This is a genomic window from [Clostridium] scindens (assembly GCF_019597925.1).
Classification (GTDB): Bacteria; Bacillota; Clostridia; order Lachnospirales; family Lachnospiraceae; genus Clostridium_AP.
The window spans coordinates 2,476,440-2,501,379 of sequence record NZ_CP080442.1 but is presented as its reverse complement, the minus strand read 5'-3'; the positions used below and the strand labels follow the sequence as shown (position 1 = coordinate 2,501,379).

Annotated in this window: 22 protein-coding genes and 1 pseudogene; 20 read left to right on the top strand and 3 right to left on the bottom strand. The window is 47.6% G+C overall.

Annotation, left to right across the window (positions count from 1 at the left end):
• The first annotated feature begins 95 nt into the window (after positions 1-95).
• The 15 genes and pseudogenes from K0036_RS12030 to K0036_RS19580 all read left to right on the top strand — a co-directional run bounded on the left by K0036_RS12030 (position 96) and on the right by K0036_RS19580 (position 16,272).
• On the top strand, positions 96-935 hold the full coding sequence (locus K0036_RS12030) for a DegV family protein (protein ID WP_025643090.1): 840 nt from the start codon (positions 96-98) through the stop codon (positions 933-935).
• A gap of 53 nt (positions 936-988) precedes the next feature.
• Entirely contained in the window at positions 989-1,243 is a 255-nt protein-coding gene (locus K0036_RS12025; RefSeq protein WP_025643091.1) for a hypothetical protein, read from the top strand.
• Positions 1,244-1,425: 182 nt separating this feature from the next.
• Positions 1,426-1,866 carry a division/cell wall cluster transcriptional repressor MraZ gene (mraZ, locus tag K0036_RS12020; RefSeq protein ID WP_220429812.1) on the top strand — a complete coding sequence of 147 codons (441 nt, stop codon included), beginning with the start codon at positions 1,426-1,428 and terminating at the stop codon, positions 1,864-1,866.
• A gap of 11 nt (positions 1,867-1,877) precedes the next feature.
• Complete coding sequence (gene rsmH / locus K0036_RS12015) at positions 1,878-2,813, top strand: 16S rRNA (cytosine(1402)-N(4))-methyltransferase RsmH (RefSeq protein WP_220429811.1); 936 nt, start codon at positions 1,878-1,880, stop codon at positions 2,811-2,813.
• A 36-nt stretch (positions 2,814-2,849) separates the two neighbouring features.
• Positions 2,850-3,407, top strand: coding sequence for a hypothetical protein (locus K0036_RS12010; protein WP_025643093.1), 558 nt, complete (start codon positions 2,850-2,852; stop codon positions 3,405-3,407).
• 8 nt (positions 3,408-3,415) lie between these two features.
• The gene (locus tag K0036_RS12005) at positions 3,416-5,263 is read left to right on the top strand and encodes a peptidoglycan D,D-transpeptidase FtsI family protein (protein ID WP_173694616.1); all 1,848 of its coding nucleotides are present in this window, start codon (positions 3,416-3,418) and stop codon (positions 5,261-5,263) included.
• Between the two features lie 62 nt (positions 5,264-5,325).
• A complete protein-coding gene (locus tag K0036_RS12000) occupies positions 5,326-7,050 on the top strand; it encodes a peptidoglycan D,D-transpeptidase FtsI family protein (protein ID WP_220429810.1) in 1,725 nt (574 codons plus the stop codon).
• Positions 7,051-7,116: 66 nt separating this feature from the next.
• Positions 7,117-8,073 (top strand): phospho-N-acetylmuramoyl-pentapeptide-transferase, encoded by a 957-nt coding sequence (gene mraY, locus K0036_RS11995; protein ID WP_025643095.1) that lies wholly within the window; start codon positions 7,117-7,119, stop codon positions 8,071-8,073.
• A 10-nt stretch (positions 8,074-8,083) separates the two neighbouring features.
• Complete coding sequence (gene murD / locus K0036_RS11990; protein ID WP_025643096.1) at positions 8,084-9,436, top strand: UDP-N-acetylmuramoyl-L-alanine--D-glutamate ligase; 1,353 nt, start codon at positions 8,084-8,086, stop codon at positions 9,434-9,436.
• A 13-nt stretch (positions 9,437-9,449) separates the two neighbouring features.
• On the top strand, positions 9,450-10,538 hold the full coding sequence (gene ftsW, locus K0036_RS11985; RefSeq protein WP_173694614.1) for a putative lipid II flippase FtsW: 1,089 nt from the start codon (positions 9,450-9,452) through the stop codon (positions 10,536-10,538).
• Positions 10,539-10,577: 39 nt separating this feature from the next.
• A complete protein-coding gene (locus K0036_RS11980; RefSeq protein ID WP_025643098.1) occupies positions 10,578-11,348 on the top strand; it encodes a cell division protein FtsQ/DivIB in 771 nt (256 codons plus the stop codon).
• Between the two features lie 137 nt (positions 11,349-11,485).
• Positions 11,486-12,727 (top strand): cell division protein FtsZ, encoded by a 1,242-nt coding sequence (gene ftsZ, locus K0036_RS11975; RefSeq protein WP_173694612.1) that lies wholly within the window; start codon positions 11,486-11,488, stop codon positions 12,725-12,727.
• 351 nt (positions 12,728-13,078) lie between these two features.
• Positions 13,079-13,906 (top strand): sigma-E processing peptidase SpoIIGA, encoded by an 828-nt coding sequence (locus tag K0036_RS11970; RefSeq protein ID WP_173694611.1) that lies wholly within the window; start codon positions 13,079-13,081, stop codon positions 13,904-13,906.
• Positions 13,872-14,612 carry an RNA polymerase sporulation sigma factor SigE gene (gene sigE / locus K0036_RS11965; protein ID WP_025643100.1) on the top strand — a complete coding sequence of 247 codons (741 nt, stop codon included), beginning with the start codon at positions 13,872-13,874 and terminating at the stop codon, positions 14,610-14,612. The genes K0036_RS11970 and sigE overlap by 35 nt, the downstream gene beginning before the upstream one ends.
• A 50-nt stretch (positions 14,613-14,662) precedes the next feature.
• Positions 14,663-16,272: pseudogene (locus tag K0036_RS19580) on the top strand (MBL fold metallo-hydrolase RNA specificity domain-containing protein).
• Positions 16,273-16,346: 74 nt separating this feature from the next.
• Here the strand turns inward: K0036_RS19580 and K0036_RS11955 are convergent.
• On the bottom strand, positions 16,347-17,969 hold the full coding sequence (locus K0036_RS11955; RefSeq protein WP_220429809.1) for a Na/Pi cotransporter family protein: 1,623 nt from the start codon (positions 17,967-17,969) through the stop codon (positions 16,347-16,349).
• A 16-nt stretch (positions 17,970-17,985) separates the two neighbouring features.
• Complete coding sequence (locus K0036_RS11950) at positions 17,986-18,408, bottom strand: hypothetical protein (protein WP_025643103.1); 423 nt, start codon at positions 18,406-18,408, stop codon at positions 17,986-17,988.
• Between the two features lie 187 nt (positions 18,409-18,595).
• Here K0036_RS11950 and sigG point away from each other — a divergent pair, with 187 nt between their 5' ends.
• From sigG to K0036_RS11935, 3 genes are all read left to right on the top strand, one after another.
• Positions 18,596-19,372 (top strand): RNA polymerase sporulation sigma factor SigG, encoded by a 777-nt coding sequence (gene sigG, locus K0036_RS11945; protein ID WP_004605073.1) that lies wholly within the window; start codon positions 18,596-18,598, stop codon positions 19,370-19,372.
• A gap of 77 nt (positions 19,373-19,449) precedes the next feature.
• Positions 19,450-20,097, top strand: coding sequence for an HAD family hydrolase (locus tag K0036_RS11940; protein WP_259283290.1), 648 nt, complete (start codon positions 19,450-19,452; stop codon positions 20,095-20,097).
• A 33-nt stretch (positions 20,098-20,130) separates the two neighbouring features.
• A complete protein-coding gene (locus K0036_RS11935; protein WP_025643105.1) occupies positions 20,131-20,394 on the top strand; it encodes a glyoxalase in 264 nt (87 codons plus the stop codon).
• Between the two features lie 33 nt (positions 20,395-20,427).
• Here K0036_RS11935 and K0036_RS11930 read toward each other — a convergent pair whose 3' ends face one another.
• Positions 20,428-20,862, bottom strand: a complete 435-nt coding sequence (locus K0036_RS11930; RefSeq protein WP_004605076.1) for a hypothetical protein — start codon at positions 20,860-20,862, stop codon at positions 20,428-20,430.
• A gap of 140 nt (positions 20,863-21,002) precedes the next feature.
• Between K0036_RS11930 and pth the strand changes: the two genes are divergently transcribed.
• Together pth and mfd are read left to right on the top strand one after the other, a co-directional pair.
• Complete coding sequence (gene pth, locus K0036_RS11925; protein WP_025643106.1) at positions 21,003-21,587, top strand: aminoacyl-tRNA hydrolase; 585 nt, start codon at positions 21,003-21,005, stop codon at positions 21,585-21,587.
• A gap of 3 nt (positions 21,588-21,590) precedes the next feature.
• Positions 21,591-24,935 (top strand): transcription-repair coupling factor, encoded by a 3,345-nt coding sequence (mfd, locus tag K0036_RS11920; RefSeq protein ID WP_220429807.1) that lies wholly within the window; start codon positions 21,591-21,593, stop codon positions 24,933-24,935.
• The last annotated feature ends 5 nt before the right edge of the window (positions 24,936-24,940 follow it).

The window sequence follows — 24,940 nt, the reverse complement described above, 5'->3', positions numbered from 1 at the left end:
ATGCTATGATGAATAATGTAGTATTCAAAACTACATATAATAGAAATAGATGACATGCTAAAATGTATAGATGTCGGCATGCCGGGAGGAACGATATGAGTTATAAGATCATTGTTGACAGTTGTGGAGAATTGACAGAAGATATGAAGGCGTCCGGGTATTTTGAGACGGCATCATTAGAGATAGATGTAGCAGGACGTCATATTATTGATGACGAGTCATTTGACCAGGCGGGCTTTCTGAAACTGGTGGCATCATCGCCGGAATGTCCCAAGTCATCCTGCCCATCTCCGGAAAGATATATGCAAGGGTACTGCTGTGATGCGGATCATGTATACGCGGTAACCTTATCGGCAGAATTAAGCGGTTCTTACAATAGCGCCATGCTGGGGAAGAATCTGTATCATGAAGAGCATGGAGAAAAAGATATCTATGTGTTTAACTCACGGTCCGCATCAGTGGGAGAGACTTTGATAGCCATGAAGATTGCCGAGTGCGAGGAAAAAGGCATGGAGTTTCAGGATATCGTAGACGAAGTGGAAGCATATATCGCCCAGCAGGACACATATTTTGTACTGGAGACTCTGGAGACGCTAAGAAAGAACGGACGGCTTACAGGCCTTAAGGCAATCGTGGCCACGGCGCTAAACATCAAGCCGGTTATGGGCGCTACTGCGGATGGAGTGATCAAGCAGCTGGGACAGGCCAGAGGAGTCAAGAAAGCGCTGATGAAGATGGCGGATCACGTGGTGGAGAATCTGAAGAATTCCAAGGATAAGATATTGGCGATTTCCCATTGCAACTGCCCGGACCGAGCGGAATATGTGAAAGAGATGCTGATGGCAAAGGCGCAGTTCAGGGATGTGGTGATCCTTGATACGGCGGGAATCAGCAGCATGTATGCATCCGATGGAGGCATAATTGTGGTTGTATAATCCGCAGGATTGTGATAGAATATTTCTAGCCTGGAAAGAAGGAGCCGGAAATTATGAGTCAGGAAAAAGTAGATAGATATAAGAAGGAAAAAGCAAACCGTAAGAAGAATTTGAAAAAAGAAAAGTTCCAGAACATCCTGCGCAAATGCGTGGTGGGAGTCGTGGGACTTGTATTGATCGGGTGGATCGGGTATTCCGCCTATGGAACGTATGAATCCAACAAGCCGAAGGATAAGGTGCAGATTGACTATACTGCTGTCAATGATCTGACGCAGAACCTTGCCGATGCGGCTGAAGCAGGTGAATAGCAGCAAGACAGACGCGATTGCGGGCAGAAGAAATTCTGCCCGTTATTTTTTTGCCTAAAATTATAAAAAGGGCTTGAAAACAATAAAAAAGTAGTTTACAATGGTTTCAAGTGGTAGAAAGTGGTGAGAAGTGGAGCAAAGTGGTAGATAAGTGGAAGACCACTGGGAGAAGGTGAGTTCTTATGTTGAAAGGGGAGTACAGTCATAATATTGATACAAAAGGCAGATTGATCATTCCGGCCAAGTTTCGTGACGATTTAGGGGAGCATTTCGTCATAACAAAAGGAATGGAAAATTGCCTCTATGTATACCCGGAAGACGAATGGAACACCTTTGAAGAGAAACTTAACGCCTTACCCACGACCACAGATAAAAAAGCCCGCGCGCTTGCTTACTTCTTTATAGGGAGCGCAACCGACGGAGATCTGGATAAGCAGGGGAGAACGCTTATTCCTTCCGTTCTGAGAGATTTTGCCAAATTGGATAAAGAAGTAGTGTTCATCGGCATGGGGAAGCGTGCCGAGATTTGGGACAAAGCAAGATGGGATGAAAAGAATGCTGAAGTGGAACTTAACATTGAAGATATTGCATCTGATATGGAAGCCAGCGGATTCAGTATCTAGAGGGAGAAGATATGGAATTCGAACACAAGTCAGTATTACTGGATGAGACAATCAATGGATTAAACATCAGGCCGGATGGCATCTATGTAGATGGGACGCTTGGTGGAGGCGGACATGCCTATGAAGTATGCACATGCCTCGGAACAAAGGGGAGTATTATAGGAATAGACCAGGACGCAGCGGCCATCGAGGCTGCAGGCGCCCGCTTAAAAGACTTCGGGGAGAAAGTCACCATAGTCAGGAGCAACTATTGTGATATGAAGTCGCGGCTCCATGAATTGGGAATTGACAAGGTCGACGGAATCATCCTGGATCTGGGCGTATCATCTTATCAATTGGATACGGCAGAACGTGGATTTTCCTATCGAGAAGATGCGCCTCTGGACATGCGGATGGATACACGTCAGAAGATGACAGCCAGGGACATCGTCAATGACTACAGCGAGATGGACCTTTACCGTGTGATCAGAGATTATGGGGAGGATAAGTTTGCCAAGAACATTGCCAAGCATATCGTAGCCCAGCGCGGCAAAGGTCCCATCGAGACGACAGGCCAGCTGACAGAGATTATCAGAGGGGCCATACCAATGAAGTACCAGAAGAAGTCTGGACATCCGGCTAAGCGGACGTTCCAGGCTATCCGCATTGAATTGAACCGGGAACTGGAGGTTCTAAGAGATACGCTGGACGACATGATCGAACTATTGAATCCGGGTGGAAGGCTATGCATTATCACGTTCCACTCGCTGGAAGACAGGATTGTAAAGAGCGCATTCAAGAAGAATGAGAATCCTTGCACCTGTCCGCCGGATTTTCCCGTGTGCGTATGCGGGAATGTATCAAAGGGGAGTATTGTTACTAGAAAGCCCATCCTTCCAAGCGAGGAAGAGATGGAGGCAAACAGCCGCTCAAAGAGCGCGAAGCTTCGCATCTTTGAGAGAAGATAAGTGCCGATAGATAGAAGATAGAAAGGGGTGACAGACATGGCAGCAAGACAGAATTATTCAGCAGGCAGACAGCAGTACGCAAGAAGAAGCAGTGAAAGAAACAGCGCGTCCGCACAGATGTATGTATATGGCAATGTGGTAACAAAGCCGGCATATGAGCCGAGACGCCATGAAAAGTCGCCCGAAAGACCAGAGAAAAGGACAAGCCGCCAGGTGCGCAGAAATAGGAGACAAGCCCTCCGTATGAGTTCCGCATACGTGGTTTTCCTGACAGTGGCAGCATTGATGGCATTGATCGTGTGTGTCAATTATGTCCAGCTTCAGTCCAGGATTACCAGCCGTTCCAAGAACATTACTGCGATGCAGGAAGAACTGGCGGATATGAAAGAAGAGAATAATACCAAGTATAATGCGATTATGGATTCCGTCAATCTGGACGAGATACGCGATAAAGCACAGACGGATCTGGGAATGGTATATGCTTCGCCGGAGCAGGTTGTAGAATATGACAATCCTGCCACAGATTATGTGAAGCAGTATGAGAACATTCCAGAAGACGGCGTGCTAGCCCAGTCAGACAAGAATTCTAAATAGGTGGAAATATGGCAAAACAGACAAAAACTTTCTTTAAGAAAAGATTTTCCAAACTAATGCAAAAAAAGCTAGTAATGCTCTTCGTGGCAATTGTACTAGCTTTTGTTTTCTTAGTTGGCAGAATCACCTATATCAACGCAGCCAGCGGAGACAAATACACGAAGGTGGTCCTGGATCAGCAGCAGTATGACAGCCGGACCATTCCTTTTAAAAGGGGAGATATCGTGGACCGCAACGGCACGAAGATGGCAACCAGCGAAAGGGTCTATAACGTGATCCTGGATGTGAAGGTGATGATGAGCGATAAGGATTATATCGAGCCGACGATTGAAGTGCTGAAGGACTGTTTTGGAATCGAAGAAGACAAGGTGCGGGAACTGATGGATAAGAGCCCGTCCAGCAGATATAATATATTGCAGAAAGGCGTGGATTACGCCAAGGCGAAAGAATTTGAGAAAATAGACAAGGATGACAAGAAATATCCGGATGTGAAAGGAATCTGGCTGGAAGAAGATTATATCAGGACCTATCCTTACAGCACGCTTGCCAGCGATGTTATCGGCTTTACCGTCGATGGGAATGTGGGCAGCAATGGGATCGAGGCATCCTATAATTCCATCCTCAACGGAACGGATGGAAGAGAGTATGGGTATCTGGATGACAGTTCCTCCTTCGAGCGTACGGTCAAAGAGGCTGATAATGGCAGCACGGTGGTCTCTACCATTGACCTCCAGGTGCAGAATATCGTGGAAAAGCACATTCTGGAATTTAATGATGCGCACAAGAATGAGACGACTCCGGGCGAGGGAAGCAAGAACACGGCGGTTATCGTAATGAACCCTCAAAATGGGGAGATCCTTGCAGAAGCCTCCTATCCGAATTATGATTTGAACAATCCAAGGGATATATCAAAATATTACTCGGAAGAAGAACTCGCCGCAATGTCGGATGATGAAAAGATCGAAAAACTGAATGAACTGTGGAATAATTTCTGCATCAGCGATACCTACGAGCCGGGCTCTACATTCAAGCCATTTACCATTGCCGCAGGACTGGAAACCGGGATTCTGACCGGGGACGAGAATTATGTATGTGGCGGCGTGCTTCATGTAGGCGACCACGACATCCACTGTAGCAACAGGGATGGACACGGCCCGCAGACGTTGAAGCAGTCTCTTGAAAATTCCTGTAACGTTGCGCTGATGGAGATTGGCCAGAGTATTGGCACGGAAGAATTCTGCCGTTATCAGAAACTATTTGGATTTGGAGAATATACCGGGATTGACCTTCCAGGAGAAGGATCTACCGAAGGACTTCTGTATACGCCTGAGAATATGGATGCGGCCAGCCTTGCTACCAACGCATTTGGCCAGAACTTTAATGTGACGATGACCCAGATGGTGGCTGCTTTCAGCTCCCTGATCAATGGAGGGGACTATTATAAGCCGCATGTGGTAAAGCAGATACAGGATGACAACGGCAACGTAACGGAGAACCGGGATCCTGTATTGATGAAGAAGACGGTTTCCAAGGAGACCAGCGATATCCTGAAAGATTATATGCTGGGCGTTGTTCAGGAAGGTACCGGCTCCCTGGCGGCTGTAGAAGGCTATGATGTGGGCGGTAAGACAGGAACCGCTGAGAAGCTGCCCAGGGGTAACGGAAAGTATCTGGTATCTTTCATCGGATATGCACCCCAGGAAAATCCGGAGGTCGTGGTATATGTAGTCGTAGATGAGCCAAACGTGCCGGGACAGGCCTCCAGTTCCTATGCCACAGAACTGTCCTCCAAGATCATGACGGAGATCTTCCCTTATCTGGGAATAGAGAAATCAGCGGACGCTGAGGGAAATTAGCTGAATAACCTTACAAAAGCCATAATAAATTATAGAAACGGCTTTTGTGAGGTTTTTTCAATATGAAGAATAAAACGTATAACAAGAAAAAGATATTCGTAGTATTCATCTGCGCGGCTGCAATTATTCTGGCGCTGGTGGGGAGGCTGGTCTATCTGATGGTATTTGATGCCCAATACTACCAGAAGAAGGCGGAAGCCCTTCATGAGAGGGAGCGGGAGATCAAGGCAGCCAGAGGGGAGATCGTGGATGCGGGAGGCACCGTCCTGGCTACCAATAAGACGGTCTGCACCATCTCTGTGATCCATAGCCAGGTAAAGGATCCGGAAACCGTAATCCGGGAACTTTCCGCTGCCCTTGAGATGGACGAGGCGACGGTGAGGGCCAGGGTAGAGAAGGTGTCTTCTATGGAGCGGATCAAGGCGAATGTGGATAAGGCCACCGGGGATAAGATTCGGAACCTGGAATTGGAAGGCGTGAAGGTAGATGAAGATTTCAAACGATACTATCCTTATAACGAGCTGGCCTCCAAAGTCCTTGGATTTACCGGAGGAGATAACCAGGGAATTATCGGACTTGAGGTAAAATATGAGGAATATTTAAAGGGAATTAATGGAACGATATTGACGACAACGGATGCCAGAGGCGTGGAACTTGACGGGGTAGCGGAAGATCGGGTGGAGCCGGTGGCAGGAAATACGCTTCAGGTAAGCCTGGATTATAATATCCAGATGTATGCCCAGCAGATGGCGGAAAAGGTAATGGAAGAAAAGCAGGCAGACAAGGTGGCTATCCTGCTTATGAATCCACAGAACGGGGAGATCCTTGCCATGGTAAATGTGCCCGAATTCAACCTGAACGAGCCCTTCACCTTGAACACCGAAGAAAACGGCGAGTCCATGACGGACGAGAAGAAGCAGGATGCGCTGAATCAGATGTGGAGGAATGGATGCATCAATGATACCTACGAGCCGGGGTCCACCTTTAAGATCATCACTGCATCCGCCTGTCTGGAGGAAGGCGTGGTTCATCTGGATGATACGTTTAGCTGTCCCGGATACCGGGTGGTGGAGGACCGTAAGATCCGCTGCCACAAAGTAGGAGGGCATGGATCAGAGACTTTTGTCCAGGGCATCCAGAATTCCTGCAATCCGGTGTTTATTGATATCGGGCTGAGGCTGGGCGTGGATCGGTTCTACGACTATTTCGGGCAGTTCGGCCTGATGGATATGACGGGCGTAGACCTTCCGGGCGAGGCGGGCACGATCATGCATAAGAAGGAGAATATAGGGCTTGTGGAACTGGCGACGATGAGTTTTGGCCAGTCCTTCCAGATTACGCCGATGCAGATGGCAACGACGGTCAGTTCCTTGATCAACGGAGGAAGAAGAGTGACGCCCCACTTCGGAGTAAGAGTCCTGGATTCGAAAGGAAAAGAAGTAGAAGAATTTCGCTACAAGGAAAAGAAGAATATCGTATCAGAAGAGACTTCCGCTACTATGCGCATGCTTCTGGAGAGCGTAGTATCCGAAGGCTCCGGAAAAAACGCCAAGGTGGAAGGCTTCCGGATCGGAGGAAAGACAGCAACCTCCCAGACACTGCCGCGAAGCGCCAATAAATATATCTCTTCGTTCATTGGGTTTGCACCGGCGGATAACCCGCAGGTGCTGGGGATGTGCGTCATATATAATCCGCAGGGAGTCTATTATGGCGGGACGATCGCAGCGCCTGTCGTAGGGAATATATTTGAGAATATATTGCCCTATCTTGGCATTGAAAAACAATAGGAAATGAAGTATACTAGGTAAGGTTAAGAAATTGCCTGATTAACAAAAGAGACGAAGAGGTGGATTATGGATTATAAAGTATTTATACCAGTGTTGATATCCTTTGCATTGTGCGTAATTATGGGGCCGGTGATCATACCGATATTAAGAAGGCTGAAAATGGGCCAGACAGAGCGGGAAGACGGCGTGAAGTCCCATCTTAAGAAGGCAGGGACGCCTACCATGGGAGGCGTCATCATACTCCTGAGTATTGTGATTACTTCTGTGTTCTACATCAAGGATTATCCAAAGATCCTTCCTATATTATTTGTAACCTTGGGATTTGGCCTGATTGGCTTTTTGGATGATTACCTGAAAGTAGTGATGAGGCGTTCGGACGGACTGTACCCGAAGCAGAAGATGGCCCTGCAGATTGTTGTTACCGCTATCTTTGCATTCTATATCCTGAAATTTACGGATGTATCCCTTGCGATGCTGCTTCCGTTTTCCGGCGGAAAATATCTGAATATAGGCTGGCTTGCAGTTCCGGTCATGTTCATTGCGGTAATCGGAACCGTAAACGGCGTAAACTTTACGGACGGCCTGGATGGCCTTGCTTCCAGCGTAACCGTGCTGGTAGCCACATTCTTCACGGTGGTTGCGATCGGAACCAAGAGCGGCATCTCGCCAATCACGTGCGCGGTAGTAGGAGCGCTTCTTGGCTTCCTGCTGTTTAATGTATATCCGGCCAGCGTGTTCATGGGAGATACAGGCTCCCTGGCATTGGGAGGATTCGTGGCATCCACGGCATATATGCTGCAGATGCCCATATTTATCATTATTGTAGGCCTGGTGTATCTGGTGGAAGTGGCGTCTGTCATGATCCAGGTGACATATTTTAAAAAGACCGGCGGCAAGAGGTTCTTTAAGATGGCGCCGATACATCATCATTTTGAACTGTGCGGATGGTCTGAGACAAAGGTAGTGGCAGTATTTTCTATTATTACGGCAATCCTGTGCCTGATTGCATTAATGGCTATGTAGGAGGATATCTATGGAAGTAAAAGAGAAAAAAGTCCTGGTGTTTGGATCTGGAATCAGCGGAATAGGAGCAGCAAAACTGCTTGCGCAGCATGGCGCGCAGGTGGTGCTGTATGACGGCAATGAGAAATTGGATAAAGCAGGACTGCTAAGCAGCCTTGGAGGAGGCCCGAAGACATCGGTGGTACTGGGAAGTTTTCCGGAAGAACTGCTGGATGGCCTGGATATGGTAATCTTAAGTCCCGGCGTTCCTACAGACCTTCCCGTGGTAGTAGAGATGAGAAAGCGGGGCATCCAGGTAATCGGCGAGGTAGAACTTGCGTATGCGTTTGGCAAAGGCGATGTTCTGGCAATCACCGGCACCAATGGAAAGACCACGACGACCTCCCTGCTGGGCGAGATCATGAAGAATTATCAGGATAATGTATACATTGTCGGCAATATAGGCAATCCCTATACGGCCGTGGCAGGACAGATGAATGAAAATACGATTACGGTAGCCGAGATGAGCAGTTTTCAGCTGGAAAGCATCGTGGACTTTCGCCCGAAGGTGAGCGCGATTCTTAACTTTACGCCGGATCATCTCAATCGACACCATACCATGGAAGCCTATGTGAACGCGAAAAAGAACATTGCCAGAAATCAGGGGCCGCAGGACTATTGCATCCTGAATTATGAAGACAGCCTGACAAGAGAATTTGGAAAGAAAGTCAAAGCACAGGTTCTATATTTCAGCAGCCAGCGTAAACTAGAAAAGGGAATCTATCTTGAGGATGGCAATATCATCTATAGAAACGGCGAAGAAGTCAGCGTATGCCGTGTAGATGAACTGCAGCTTCTTGGAACCCATAATTACGAGAACGTGATGGCAGCCGTTGCTATGGCTTATGTCTATGGCGTGCCTATGGAGACGATCCGCAAAAGCATCAAGGAGTTCAGAGGAGTAGAGCATAGGATCGAATATGTGACGGAGAAGAACGGGGTCGCCTATTACAATGATTCCAAGGGTACCAACCCAGATGCCGCGATCAAAGGCATCCAGGCCATGAACAGGCCGACAGTGCTGATCGGAGGAGGATACGACAAGGATTCCGCCTACACGGATTGGATTGAAAGTTTTGACGGAAAAGTGAAAAAACTGGTGCTTCTTGGGGCAACGAAGGAAAAGATCGCAAAAGATGCGGATGCCTGCGGATTCAAGGATTACCTGTTTGCAGATACATTTGAAGATGCGGTGCTTACGGCAGCGAAGATCGCCATGCCAGGGGATGCAGTACTGCTATCGCCGGCATGCGCAAGCTGGGATATGTTCCCAAGTTATGAAGTACGCGGAGAGAAGTTCAAAGAGATTGTAAATTCCTTATAAGGAGTGGCATAGATTGGCACAATCTAAAAAAAGAAATTCGAAGCATGATTATACGCTTCTTGCTGCGTTACTTCTTCTTATCATCATGGGCTTGGTGATCCTGTATAGTACAAGTGCATACAACGGAGAAGTAAAGTTCCATGATTCATTTTACTATTTAAAGAAGCAGGCTTTTGCCATGCTTCTGGGTATTGCCGGGATGTTTGTGGTAGCCAATATGGACTATCACTGGTGGAGGCATGTGGCTGTGCTGGGATACTTTACGGCAATCCTTCTGTCGGTTGCAGTCATATTTGTAGGCGATGAGTATAATGGGTCCAAAAGATGGTTGTCTTTGGGGCCTTTTTCTTTTCAGCCTTCCGAATTTGCCAAGGTTGCGGTGATATTGTTTCTGGCCCATGTGATAACGAAGGATATAAAGAATATGGGAAAGATGCGTACGATGATCAAGGTGATGGCTATGATCCTGCCTATCGTCGGCCTCGTAGGAGCCAGCAACTTGAGCACGGCCATCATCATTCTGGGAATCGGAGTCATCCTGGTATTCGTGGCCAGCCCTAAGTACGGGCAGTTTGTGTTCATGGGGCTTTTGGGCATTGGATTCATGACGATCTTCCTGGCGCTTGAGAGCTACCGTCTGGAGCGTCTCGCCATCTGGAGGAATCCGGAGGCATATGAGAAAGGATACCAGACTTTGCAGGGACTCTACGCCATTGGCTCTGGAGGCCTGTTTGGACGGGGGCTTGGCCAGAGCGTCCAGAAACTCGGTTTCGTCCCGGAGGCTCAGAATGATATGATATTCTCGATCATCTGCGAAGAACTGGGCCTGTTTGGAGCAGGATTTGTCTTAATCCTGTTCCTGATCCTTATCTGGAGATTCTTCGTGATCGCCACTCACGCCAGGGACTTATTCGGAGCCCTGATCGCGACGGGAGCCATGGCGCATATGATGATTCAGGTCATCCTTAATATAGCAGTAGTAACCAATACCATACCCAATACGGGAATTACGCTTCCCTTCGTCAGCTACGGGGGAACGTCGGTGGTGTTCCTGCTTTTGGAAATGGGGCTTGTACTAAGCGTGTCTTCTCTGGTAAAATAGAACAGATAAGATGAAAAGAATAAAAAGGGAGTATATACCATGGGAAAAGAAAAGCGTCAGAAAGAGGAAAAGCCGGGAAAAAGAAAGAAGAAGTCCCATCGCCTGTACGCGCTGGTGGTCCTTCTGCTGGGAATCGCGATTATCGCGCTGGGCGTTCTGATTCTTTTTTATGTACAGAAGATAGAGATCAGCGGCAATGAATATTGCACGGATCAGGAGATTGTCGATACGGTGCAAAGTGATAAATATTCCATTAATACGCTGTATATTCTGGGAAAATACGCGCTGGGATACGGAGAGCAGCTCCCCTGTCTGGAAAGCATGGAAGTTGGACTTAAGGCTCCTTGGGTACTCAAGGTTACGGTGAAGGAGAAGCCCATCGTAGGATATGTGCGTAATGGAGAGGATTATGCATATTTTGACAAGGCGGGGCTGGTGGTTTCGGAGTCGTCATCCCTGATTGAGGGCCTGCCATGCATTGAGGGGATCGAGGTAAAGGATATTAAGCTGTACAAGCAGTTAAGGAGCGATGATACCAGGATATTTGAAGAAATACTGGAGACGTCCAAGGAAGTCGTGAAGTATCAGCTGTCTACGGATCGTATCGTATGTAAGGATGACAAGATCTATCTGTATATCGGAAAAGTATGCGTAAGCCTGGGAAAAAACGTATCTTCCGAGCAGATTGCGCAGATTGCCCCAATCATGGAAAAACTGGGAGATCAGGAAGGAACTCTTCATTTAGAAAATTATTCCGAGACAACTGAGACAATTACCTTTGATATTGGAGAATTTCCGGAAGAAAAATAAGAAAAATACTGTAATTCTATTGATATTTTATACAAAAGTCTATATTATATACTATATATGGCAGACTGAACTTTTTTCATTTGCTTTATATACGGGATGTATAATATATAATAAGGATAACAAAGGAGGAGAAACCCTTGCTAGAAATTAAAACGAACGAATCAGAAGCAGCGGCAAAAATAATTGTTGTTGGAGTCGGAGGGGGCGGAAATAACGCTGTCAACCGAATGATCGACGAGCAGATTGCCGGTGTTGAATTTATAGCTATTAATACAGATAAACAGGCATTGCAGTTATGTAAGGCTCCGACGCTTATGCAGATTGGGGACAAGATTACCAAAGGACTGGGAGCAGGCGCAAGGCCCGAGATTGGAGAAAAGGCAGCAGAAGAAAGCGCAGAGGAGATATCAGCCGCATTAAAAGGCGCGGATATGGTATTCGTAACCTGCGGCATGGGCGGCGGCACAGGTACCGGAGCGACGCCTGTAGTTGCGCGGATTGCGAAAGAACAGGGTGCGCTGACGGTAGGCGTTGTGACAAAGCCTTTCCGCTTCGAGTCAAAGACACGTATGAACAATGCCCTTGCGGGAATTGAAAAATTAAAAGAAAGCGTGGATACTCTGATTGTTATCCCGAATGATAAACTGCTGGAAGTAGTAGATAGACGCACCACTATGCCGGAAGCCCTTAAGAAGGCGGATGAAGTATTGCAGCAAGGTATCCAGGGTATTACAGACCTTATCAATGTACCTTCGCTTATCAACCTTGACTTTGCCGATGTCCAGACGGTTATGACGGACAAAGGAATCGCGCATATCGGTATCGGACAGGGACGTGGCGATGATAAGGCTCTTGAGGCAGTTAAGCAGGCTGTTGCCAGTCCGCTTCTTGAGACAACCATTGCCGGAGCTTCTCATGTCATCATTAACGTATCCGGCGATATCACCCTTATGGATGCATCGGATGCGGCAGAGTATGTACAGGAACTGGCAGGAGAGGATGCCAACATCATCTTCGGTGCCATGTATGATGATTCCAGGGCGGATGAGGCGACCATTACGGTTATTGCCACAGGCCTTCACAATGTGGGAGGAAGCGCTTCCAAACTAAAAGCAAGACTTGAAAACCCAAGAGTTTCTTCCGTGCCGCATACAGCGGCGACGCATGCCCAGGGATATGAAAGACCGGTACAGCCGGCGCAGACTTCCCAGGCATCTCCAAGGATCGACTTTGGCATGGCGCCTACGAAAGGCGGCGGCACTACCAATGCGGCAAAGCGTCCGGTAGGAGGAACTACGCCATCCTTAGAGACGCCAAGAACCCCAACTAGCAAGGTGAAGGAACAGTCTATCAAGATACCGGATTTCTTCAAGAAATAATAATAGCAAGCCAGATGCATGATTTTCATGTATCTGGCTTTTTTTCTATTTTCCGTTCTATTTTTCTATATATCCTCTTATTACGACAAGTTTTGTCAAGAAATTCTTTTTTTATTCCACAAAATTCTTTCTTTTATGCCAATGAAGGATACAAAGTGTTGTATGCCAGCATAAGACAAATCCGAAAAAATCATCTTATGGGAATCTATATCTTGTGTCTTGAAGGTGCTGTCGAACGAAAATAAAAATGGACTCCATCATCTGACAAAATCTTTTTGGAGCAACTCGTATAATGAATCTTGCCCACGTACCAAATCGATTTAGTATACCCAAAGAGAAAGAAGGTGGAACGTGTATTATGAATTGTACATAGACGTGTTTTTCACGGTGAACTTTACGATGGATTATATCCTTCTTGCGGCTGTAAGGAAGATGCTGAAATGTCCAGTCAAGTATGGACGCATTGCATTAGGAGCGCTCCTCGGATCAGCACTGACTTGTCTGGTTATAATTCTTCCAGTTCCCTATACGTTTGTCAAATTCGTACTGTTCCATGGCATGGTGAATGTTTTAATGATCAGGGCAGGGCTTTTAGTCAAGTGGGGATCAGATATGCTGAGGGCATGGATACTGCTGTATATCAGCGGGTTCCTGACAGGTGGGGTATTTCAATTCCTCGGACAGTATATGCGGATCGGAAGCCTGTTCTTTGTACTGGCAGTAGCCAGCTACTATGCGGTATCCGGCATCTGGAGCCTGATTTCCTATCTTTCCAGGCAGAACCAGTACCGATGCCAGGCAGAACTTTATATGAATGGAAGAAAATGTCAGGTACAGGCGTTGATTGATACGGGAAACAGCCTGAGGGATGAACTGACAGGAAATCCGGTATGCATTCTGGACCAGGATGTGGCAAGAGAGCTTCTCGCGGGGAGCGAGGCAGTCAGATTACGCTACATTCCCTATCATTCCATCGGCAAGAAGGAAGGGGTCATGCCTCTTGTGACGTTGGATAAAATGTGCATACGCAATGACAAAAAGCAATGGATTGCAGAACCGATGGTGGCTATTTGCGAGAATGAGATGACCGCTGATAAATATAAGATGATTATAAATCCTGAGATTTTGGTAGGAGGAATAGATGATGATGATAAAAGTAGCAGTACCGCATCAATTTAAACTAAAGGTAATACCCGACTTCAAAGCGCTGCTTTTCCCGGACAAGAAGGATGTCCATTACATAGGCGGCTCCGATATACTGCCTGCGCCCCTTAATACGGAGGAAGAGACGGCGGCTATCAATGACTTGGGATCGGAGGACGAAGAGGAAGCAAAGAAGACGCTGATCGAGCATAACCTGAGGCTGGTGGTGTATATCGCGAAGAAATTCGACAATACGGGAGTCGGAGTAGAGGATTTGATTTCTATAGGCACGATTGGATTGATAAAAGCAATTAATACGTTTAATCCGGAGAAGAATATCAAGCTGGCAACCTATGCTTCCAGGTGCATAGAGAATGAAATCCTGATGTATCTTCGCAGGAACAACAAGACCAAGATGGAGGTATCCATCGATGAGCCACTGAATGTGGACTGGGACGGGAATGAACTGCTGCTCTCGGATATTCTGGGGACGGACGAGGATACCATTTATAAAGATTTGGAGAACGAAGTGGAACGGAAGCTTCTGGTCAAAGCCATCAGCCGCCTGTCCGGGCGGGAACGGACCATTATCAAGATGAGGTTTGGTCTGGGAACGCCGGATGGCGAGGAGAAGACCCAGAAAGAAGTAGCAGATATGCTTGGGATCTCCCAGTCTTACATCTCAAGGCTTGAGAAAAAGATCATGCAGCGGTTAAAACGGGAGATGGTAAAGTATTCATAGCGCAGGCCCTGAAAAGATGATACAATAGAAGAAAAAAAGGGGTTGGGTATATGAGGCTTAGCTGTATTGGTGCAGCCCACGAAGTAACTGGAAGCTGTCATCTGTTGGAAGCATGCGGGAAAAATATCTTGATCGACTGTGGTATGGAGCAGGGGCCTGATCTGTATGAGAATCAGGAACTTCCTGTGACGGCAAAGGAGATTGACTATATTCTTCTGACCCATGCGCATATTGATCATTCCGGAAAGATTCCGCTTCTTTGCAGGCAGGGATTCAAAGGCGATGTTGTGACGACCTTCGCTACTTCGGATCTGTGCAACATCATGCTGCGAGACAGCGCGCACATCCAGGAATCAGAAGCGGAATGGAGAAATCGCAAGGCTAAGAGAAGCGGCGAGGAGACGTATGAGCCGCTCTATACTATGGAAGATGCGGATGCGGCCATCAAATTGCTGGCGCCCTGCGATTACGGGCAAAAGATCACATTATGCGAAGGCATGGAAGTCCGATTCAATGATATGGGGCATCTGCTTGGATCCGCCAGCATTGAAGTGTGGATTACGGAAGATGGGATTTCTAAAAAGATAGTATTTTCAGGAGACGTAGGAAATACCAACCAGCCCATTATCAGAGATCCGCAGAAGGTAGCCGAGGCAGACTACGTGGTGATCGAATCCACTTACGGAGATAGGACCCATGGCGATGAGGTGCCGGATTATATCGGAGAATTTACGAAGATATTGAAGGAGACCTTTGATCAGGGCGGCAATGTGGTCATTCCGTCTTTTGCGGTTGGCCGAACCCAGGAACTGCTATATTTTATCAGAGAGATCAAGGAAAAAGGCTATTGCCCCAGTACCAGGGATTCGAAGTCTATGTAGACAGCCCGCTGGCGATTGAAGCCACCAACGTATTTAATAAGAATGTGAAATCCTGCTTTGATGAAGAGGCGATGGCTCTGGTGGAGAAAGGAATCAATCCGCTGATCTTTCCTGGACTTAAGACTACGATTACAAGCGACGAGTCCAGGATGATCAATTTTGATGATAAGCCCAAGGTTATCATCTCTGCATCGGGAATGTGCGAGGCTGGCCGTATCCGCCATCATCTGAAGCATAATCTGTGGCGGCGCGAGTGTACGATATGCTTCGTAGGCTACCAGGCAGTAGGAACGCTGGGGCGCAAGCTGATCGAGGGCGCGCAGAGCGTCAAGCTCTTTGGCGAGAATATTACGGTGAATGCGCGGATCGTGGATGTGAAAGGAATCAGCGGCCACGCAGATATGAACGGGCTGCTGAACTGGCTGAAAGGATTTACTCAGAAGCCTGACAGGGTGATCGTAGTGCACGGCGAAGATACGGTGACGGATCACTTCGCGGACTTGGTGGAAGACACGATCGGCTGTCCGACCTTTGCGCCGTATTCAGGCGGATGCGTGGATCTTGCCTCCAACGAGATCCTAAGCGAAGGCGTGAAGATGCCTAAGAAGGCGGCAGAGAAGCCGGCAAGAGCCAAGGCGACGGCGGCATTTGGGCGAGTGGTCGCTGCGGCGAAGCGGCTGCTTGACGTGGTATATAAGAACGAAGGCATTGCCAACAAGGATCTTGCGAAGTTTGAGAATCAGATCCAAAATCTTGCGGATAAATGGGATCGCGACTGATGTGCCTCCAATCCGGGATATTGGGAAAAATAATGGATTTGCAGCAAATTGCTGCAAATCCATCTTTTGTTATTCTACATATCAGCATATAATTCAGCCAGATTAAGGGCATAGTCGCCAATTCGCTCAAAGTCCGTGAGCAGTTCGGAAAAGAGGATGCCGGCCTCCGCCTTGCAATTTCCTTTGCGAATCCTTTTTATCTGCCGTTTCAGGTATTTCTTCTGCATATCATCGATGAGATTTTCATATTTCGCGGCCTGCTCCAGAAGAAACTGGCTGTTTTCCTCATCCGCACGCTCCAGACATTCCAGGATCTTAAGGCTCACCTGCTTCATCTTGCGTATCTCCGAGATGGCGTTATCGGAGAAGCGCACGGACCATTTTTTCAAAGACTTCAGATATTCAGCGATGTTCATCGCGTGGTCTCCGATTCTTTCTATATTGCTGATGATCATGTAATAATTATTGATACACTTGGAATCTTTCTCGGACATCTCCACAGACATCAGGCTTACGATATATTTTGCAATCTCCTCATTCAGGTAATCTATGTAGGACTCCCGTTCTTCTATGGCTTCCAGGGCTTTCGAGTCACCATTTAAAAGCGCGTCATAAGCGGCTTCTACATTGTCTTTTGCCATGCCGGACATTCTGGACACTTCATTGCTAAGCTGGGAGAGGACAACGGCGGCATGTCCCATGGAATAATGGCCTTCAAAAGGCGCAATGTATTCCAGCTTCCTTTTTTGAGGCTCGCTGGCTTTTGTATCCGGGAGCAGCCGGACGGCTGCCTTGGCCATGAGGCCGCCAAAGGGCAGAAGGATCAGCGTGGTTACAATATTAAACGTGGTGTGAACGTTGGCTATCTGTGCCACAGGATTGCCAGTCAGCGTCTCCATAAAGGATACGAAAGGTGTTGCCATGCAGATGCAGGTAAAGATCAGCGTGCCTATGATGTTAAACAGCAGATGGATCACTGTGGTACGCTTTGCGTTGACTTTTGTGCCGATGGAAGCCAGGACAGCGGTAATGCAAGTGCCGATATTCTGTCCGAACAGGATATAGACAGCGCCGGATAAGGGGATTGTCCCCGTGGCCGCCAGAGCCTGCAAGATTCCCACCGAAGCGGAGGAAGACTGGATGATAGCAGTAAATGCGGCACCGATCAGTATGCCCGCAAGTGGATTCTGGAAGGTAGTCATAAGCTTCAGAAAAGCAGGGGACGACTGCAGCGGCGCCATCGCCTCGCCCATCATATCCATGCCGATAAACAGTACGCCCAGTCCCGCAAAAATGGAACTGATATGCTTTACTTTATCATTCTTGGAAAACAATATGACGGCAACGCTTATAAATGCGATCAAAGGCGCGATCGCCCCGATATCCAGCGCAATCAGCTGTCCGGTAATCGTGGTTCCTATATTGGCTCCCATAATTACCCATACGGCCTGGCTTAAAGTCATAAGGCCAGAATTGACGAAGCCTACGACCATGACGGTGGTGGCGGAAGAAGATTGGATGACAGCTGTAATGGCAGCGCCTGCCAGAACACCTTTGAAGCGATTGGAGGTCAGTTTCTCAAGGATCGTCTTCATCTTGTTGCCTGCGGCGGTCTCAAGACCGGTACTCATCATCTGCATGCCATACAAAAATAGAGCCAGCCCGCCAAGCAGCATTAAGAGATCGTTTATTTCCATAGTATTCTATTCTCCTTTATATAAAATTGCTGGTTTTATACAAAGGAGAACGCTTTTTTCCATCTGCCTGGTGAATGATCCAAATCTGGAGCATGAAAATCATAGAAGCCAAGAGGCTACCTGTCGGGTGAAAAAGACGACTGTACTTTGCGGAAAGCCCCAGGAGGTAAGGAATCCGGCAGCATGCGTACAGGACAGGAAGACGCAGCATCAGGGAGCCTCCTCTTCTGAAAGACGCCTTTTTTTGAGAACCCGGATATACGCTTGAGGCTTCCATATAAGGCGTGATAGCCGCCGGCTGGCAGATATAGCCCTCTGCATGGGAGGCAGGCCGCTCTTTGTAAGAGGATGCATTGTGAGAATTGTTATCAATAGAAACAAAAAACAGCCCGGCAAAAAAGATGAGCAATAAGAGTAGTAGCATCTGGAATCTTTTCATAGGGGCCGCCTTTCAAAATGATTTCAATAATTTTTATAATTATAGCATGTGGCTTTTTGGGTTTCAATGTTTTGTCAAGGTCTAAAACTTTTTTTATTTTGGCGGTGTAAAGAATAACAAAAGAGCTTATGGAGAATCATTTTACTAGATATTAATTATTCATTCATCTAGTAGGAGGGTTCTGACAATGGCACAGGGAAAAGTTGAAATATGTGGTGTGAATACGGCAAAGCTTCCAATCCTGAAAGAAGAGGAAAAGGAAGCTTTGTTTGCGCGCATAAAAGCGGGGGATGCAGAGGCGAAGGAAGAATATATCAAAGGAAATCTACGCCTTGTGCTCAGCGTGATAAAGCGGTTTGGAGGAAGCAATGAGAATCCGGATGACCTGTTCCAGATCGGCTGCATCGGCCTGATCAAGGCGATCAATAATTTTAATACGGAACTGGATGTGAAGTTTTCTACTTATGCGGTGCCCATGATCATCGGCGAGATCAGGCGCTATATGCGGGACAATAATTCCATCCGTGTCAGCCGGTCGCTTCGTGATACGGCGTATAAGGCAATCTATGCAAAAGAGAATTATATCAAGCAGAACCTAAAAGAACCCACAGTCCAGGAGATTGCGGAAGAGATCGGAATATCCAAAGAGGATATCGTGTTTGCCCTGGACGCCATTCAGGTTCCCATGAGCCTTCAGGAGCCGGTATATAATGACGGAGGCGATGCCCTGTATGTAATGGATCAGATCAGCGATACAAAGAATAAGGAAGAAAAGTGGGTGGAGGACTTGTCATTAGAAGCGGCGATGCAGCATTTGGGAGAACGGGAACGGTATATTATCAAACTGCGGTTCTTTGAGGGGAAGACGCAGATGGAAGTTGCCGATGAGATCAAGATTTCCCAGGCCCAGGTAAGCCGTCTGGAAAAGAATGCGCTGCGGCTGATGCGCCAGTATCTCACTTAAGGGGAATGGATTGCGAAATTCCCCTTGAATTTTTCCTATAGTCATACTATGATTATTGCATGGAGGATATATGTATTATGAAAACTTGTATATTTGATCTTGACGGAACTTTGACCGATACATTGGAATCCTTGGCTTTTTCGGTGAAAGAGACATTAAAAGAGATGGGACTTCCCCAGATTACTACTGATGAGTGCCGCAGTTTTGTAGGCAACGGCGCGAGATATCTGATGGAACGTGCCTTAGAGGCAGCTGGAGATAGGGAACTTTCAAGAATTGAGGAAGGAATGGAGGTATACGGACGTATATTTGATGAAAACTGTACATATCTTGTAACACCCTATGAAGGCATCACCGAAACGCTTAAGCAGATGAAAGACAAGGGAATAAAGCTGGCAGTTCTCTCCAACAAGCCCCATCAGCAGACGCAGAAAGTGGTAGAGCGTATCTTTGGAGAAGATGTGTTTGACTGCGTGCAGGGACAGAAGGAAGGAATTGCGAGAAAGCCGGATCCTGACGGAATCTACAGACTGCTGGAGGAGATGCAGGCTGGCAGGGAAGAATGCCTGTATGTGGGGGATTCCGAAGTGGACGTGGAGACAGGCAGAAACGCAGGGGTTCGCATGGTGGGCGTATCCTGGGGGTTCCGGTCAAGAGAAGCATTGAAGGCTGCAGGCGCCGGAACTATCATAGACAGTCCGGAAAAACTGATGCAGTTCGTATGAAGCAAGGAAAAGAAATTAAGGGAGGTTAGAGAAATGTATGAGTACGATGAGGAGTGCCTGAAGACGTTCCTGAAAAACCAGGCACAGTTGTTTGATGAGCCGGTCGCGGAGACGCTGGAAGAGGCGGAAGCATTCCTGGAGGATTGCATGGCAGCGGTCGTGGAGAACATCGATGAAGTGAAGGAGTTTCTAGAAGAGGAAGGTCTGGATGTAGACAGCATGTCTCTTGAAGAGATTGAGGAAGCATCAGAAGTATTCCCGCTTCCGGGTGGAAGATATCTGATCGTAGAAGGATAGGAATCATTATGAAGAACATATAAAAAGCCGCAACTACTTGGTAGTTTCGGCTTTTTTCAATGCCTCGTCAATGGCATTTACAATAATCTGGGAAGTATAGGGGCTATCTTCGGACAACTGAATGTTATCCAGAGACTGGGAGTCATATACTTGTTCGGCAATGTCCTCGATAGTCGGCTGGATCAGAGGAAACATGGTAGTTACCGACTCATCCAGGTTGGAGAAGCGGATGGAATTGATATGTGTCTCATCCACGGTCACTTCCACCTCCAGGGCGGTGTTGTTAAGCGTGACGGTGGATGTGTATACTCCTGGCATGTATTTCTCCTCGTTGGTTTTGGACTCTTTATTTTTGGGAAGGAACATGAATACCAGCAGCAGGATAAGTATGATTGCCAGTGCGGCGAAGACTGCCGTGTAAATAATCTCCTTCATATGCAATACGACGATTTTTGTTTTGGAACTCATTGAGACCCTCCTGTATTGTGTATGATATTTTTTACTTTCTATAATGTATGAAAAAAGACAGCAAATTATTCATTTCTTTTACGTGACAAATATGACGGCTTCTTGTAGAATGGAAAGGAATAGAAACTGAGGTGAGAAGAATGTTTATTATAGCGGGACTTGGAAACCCTACATTACAATACGAAGGCACGCGGCATAATGCCGGCTTCGATGTCATAGATACGCTGGCTGGCAAATATAATATATCTGTAGACGGCAGGAAGAACAGAGCCCTGATTGGAAAAGGAATCATAGAGGGGAAGAAAGTAATTCTGGCTAAGCCGCAGACCTACATGAATCTTAGCGGCGAGAGCCTGGGCGGCCTGGTGGATTATTATAAGGTTGATGAAGAGAGCGAGTTTTTGGTTGTCTACGATGATATCAGTCTGGATGTCGGACAACTTAGAATCCGTAAAAAAGGAAGCGCCGGCGGCCATAATGGAATGAAGAATATTATCAGCCATCTTGGGACGGAAGTATTTCCAAGAATCAAGGTTGGCGTAGGAGAAAAGCCGAAGAAATATGATCTGGCAGACTATGTCCTCAGTCGTTTCTCGAAAGAAGAGCGCGCCATCATGGAGGAAGGATACCAGAAGGCTGTGGAAGCGGTGGAGATGATCCTCAGAGGAGAGATGGATGAGGCCATGAATAAGTTTAACAGAAAAGTAAAGCCTAAGGAGGCCTAAGATATGCAAGCCTTAATCAGGCCATTGAATGAATTAGCAGAATTTGAAGAAATTAGCAGGGACATAAGAAAAGGCGCAGGGATGATACGAGTCTGCGGATGCGTGAATTCCCAGAAAACCCATATGATGTATGCGTTGAGCGATGGCTGTAATTACAGAGTCATCGCTTGTTCAAGTGAATCCAAGGCAAAACAAGTCTATGAAGAGTATCGCTTCCTGGATCCGAATACCTATCTGTATCCGGCTAAAGACCTGCTCTTTTACCAGGCAGACTTAAGGAGCAAGGAACTGGTAAGTCAGAGGATGGAAGTGATCCAGGCGGTGGCAGCAGGCGAAGAGGCTACGGTGGTCACCAGTTTCGATGCGTTCATGGACTCCCTTCTGCCCAAGGATGTAATTGTTGAAAAGACGGTGCGGATTGCAAATGACAGTACCCTTCATCTGGAAGAGATGCGGTCCAGGCTGGTGGCGCTGGGCTATGACAGGGAAGTGCAGATTGAGGCTCCTGGCCAGTTTGCGGTAAGAGGCGGCATACTGGATGTCTATCCGCTTACAGAAGAACTTCCGATCCGGATAGAACTGTGGGGAGATGAAGTGGATTCGATCCGTACTTTTGACGTGGAGACCCAGAGATCCATCGAGAATCTGGAAGAGGTGTCGATCTGTCCGGCGGTGGAATTTCCGCAGGAAGGGGAGAAGGGCGTCTCCTTTTTGGACTATTTTCCAAAGGAAGAGACGATCCTGTTCTTAGATGAGCCGGTCCGCCTGATTGAAAAAGGGCAGGGAGTGGAAGAAGAGTTTCTGGAAGCCCAGAAAAAGAGGGTGGAAAGCGGATACGAAGTTACGGACGCGGAAGTGCAGCTGTATCATACGGAAGAGATCCTAAAGAAAATGAACGCTTATAGCAGCGTCGGCTTTTTTGCCCTGGATATGAAGTGCAGGGGACTGGAGACAAAAGCCTCCTTCAGTCTTCAGACGAAAAGCGTCAATCCTTATAACAGCAGTTTTGACATGCTGACGCAGGATTTGAAGCGTCTGAAAAGGAATGGATACAGGGTGGTTCTCCTATCCGGATCCAGGACCAGGGCGAAGCGTCTGGCGGAGGATTTAAGGGATTATAATCTGAGCAGCTATTACAGCGATGAGCTGGACCGGGAAGTGGCGCCCGGAGAGATTATGACGGCTTATGGACATGTGGCATATGGCTATGAGTATCCGATGCTGAAGTTTACGGTGATCTCGGAGACGGATATCTTCGGAAAGACGAAGAAAAAGAAGAAGCGTAAGACCTATGAAGGGCGAAAGATACAGAGTTTTGCGGAACTTAAGGTCGGAGATTATGTGGTTCATGAGAACCATGGCCTGGGGATATACCAGGGCATCGAGAAGATCGAGGTAGATAAGATATCTAAAGACTATATGAAGATATCCTATGCCCAGGGAGGCAACCTATATATCCCGGCTACCCAGCTGGACCTGATTCAGAAATATGCAAGCGCGGATGCCAAGAAGCCCAAATTAAACCGTCTGGGCACGCAGGAATGGACGAAGACCAAAACCAGAGTCCGAGGGGCAGTAAGAGAGATCGCGAAAGATCTGGTCAGGCTGTACGCTGCAAGACAGGAGCAGGAAGGCTACGTATATGGAGAGGATACAGTCTGGCAGAGGGAATTCGAGGAAATGTTCCCCTTTGAAGAGACGGAGGACCAGCTGCTTGCCATCGAGGCCGTCAAGCGGGATATGATGAGCCATAAGATTATGGACCGCCTGATCTGCGGGGACGTTGGATATGGAAAGACGGAGATTGCCATCCGGGCAGCCTTCAAGGCAGTACAGGAGGATAAGCAGGTCGTCTATCTGGTACCCACCACGATCCTGGCCCAGCAGCATTACAATACATTTGCCCAGAGGATGAAGGACTTTCCGGTTCGGGTGGATCTGATGTGCAGATTCCGGACTCCGGCCCAGCAGAAGAAGACCATCGAGGATACCAAGAAAGGCCTGGTGGATATTGTGATCGGTACCCACAGGGTCTTAAGCGACGATCTGAAATTCAAGGATCTGGGACTTCTGATCATCGATGAGGAGCAGCGTTTCGGCGTCCAGCATAAGGAAAAGATTAAGAAATTGAAGGAAAATGTGGATGTATTGACTCTGACGGCAACGCCGATTCCGCGGACGCTTCATATGAGCCTGATCGGAATCCGGGATATGAGCGTGCTGGAAGAGGCCCCCAACGACAGGATGCCGATCCAGACCTATGTCATGGAGTATAACGACGAGATGGTAAGAGAAGCGATCGAGAGAGAATGCGGAAGGCAGGGACAGGTATACTATGTCTATAACCGGGTGGAGGATATAGCGGAGATAACAGGCCATATCCAGAAGCTGGTTCCGGATGTCACGGTGGAATACGCCCATGGGCAGATGAAGGAGCACCAGCTGGAGAGGATCATGTACGACTTTATCAACGGAGAGATAGACGTGCTGGTATCCACAACGATTATTGAGACTGGGCTGGACATTTCCAATGTAAATACGATGATTATCCATGACGCCGATCATCTGGGCCTGTCCCAGCTCTATCAGCTGCGGGGAAGGGTAGGGCGCTCTAACCGAATGGCTTATGCCTTTCTCCTTTACCGGAGAGATAAGCTCCTCCGGGAAGTTGCGGAAAAAAGGCTGGCCGCGATCCGGGAGTTTACAGACTTGGGATCAGGATTCAAGATTGCCATGCGGGATCTTGAAATCAGGGGAGCCGGCAATCTTCTGGGCGCTGAGCAGCATGGCCATATGGAGGCTGTGGGATACGACCTATACTGTAAAATGCTCAATGAGGCAGTGAAGCATTTAAAAGGCGAGATGGAAGAAGAGACCTTTAACACTACGATGGATCTGAACGTGGATGCATATATCCCGGATTCCTATATTCCCAACGAGTACCAGAAACTGGATATCTATAAGCGGGTGGCGGCCATTGAAAATGAAGAAGAGATGGAAGACATGCTGGAAGAGCTGATTGACCGTTTCGGAGACATCCCCAAAAAGGTGGAGACTCTCCTGGCTGTCGCAAGCCTGAAAGCGATCGCTCACAGCGCCTACGTGACGGCGGTGGAGCAGAAAGGGGAAAGATTTACCTTCTCCATGTATGAGAAGGCCAAAGTCCAGCCCCAGAAGATTCCCGGACTTCTGGAGCAGTTTAAAGGGGATCTGACCTTTAAGGCAGATGCAGAGAACCCTTGCTTCTTATATGAGAAGAAGAGCCGCAATAAAAAAGAGAAAAATACGGATGTGCTGGCGGTTGTGAAAAATGTGCTAATTGGAATTAAAGGATTGATTGACCAGTAAAAAAA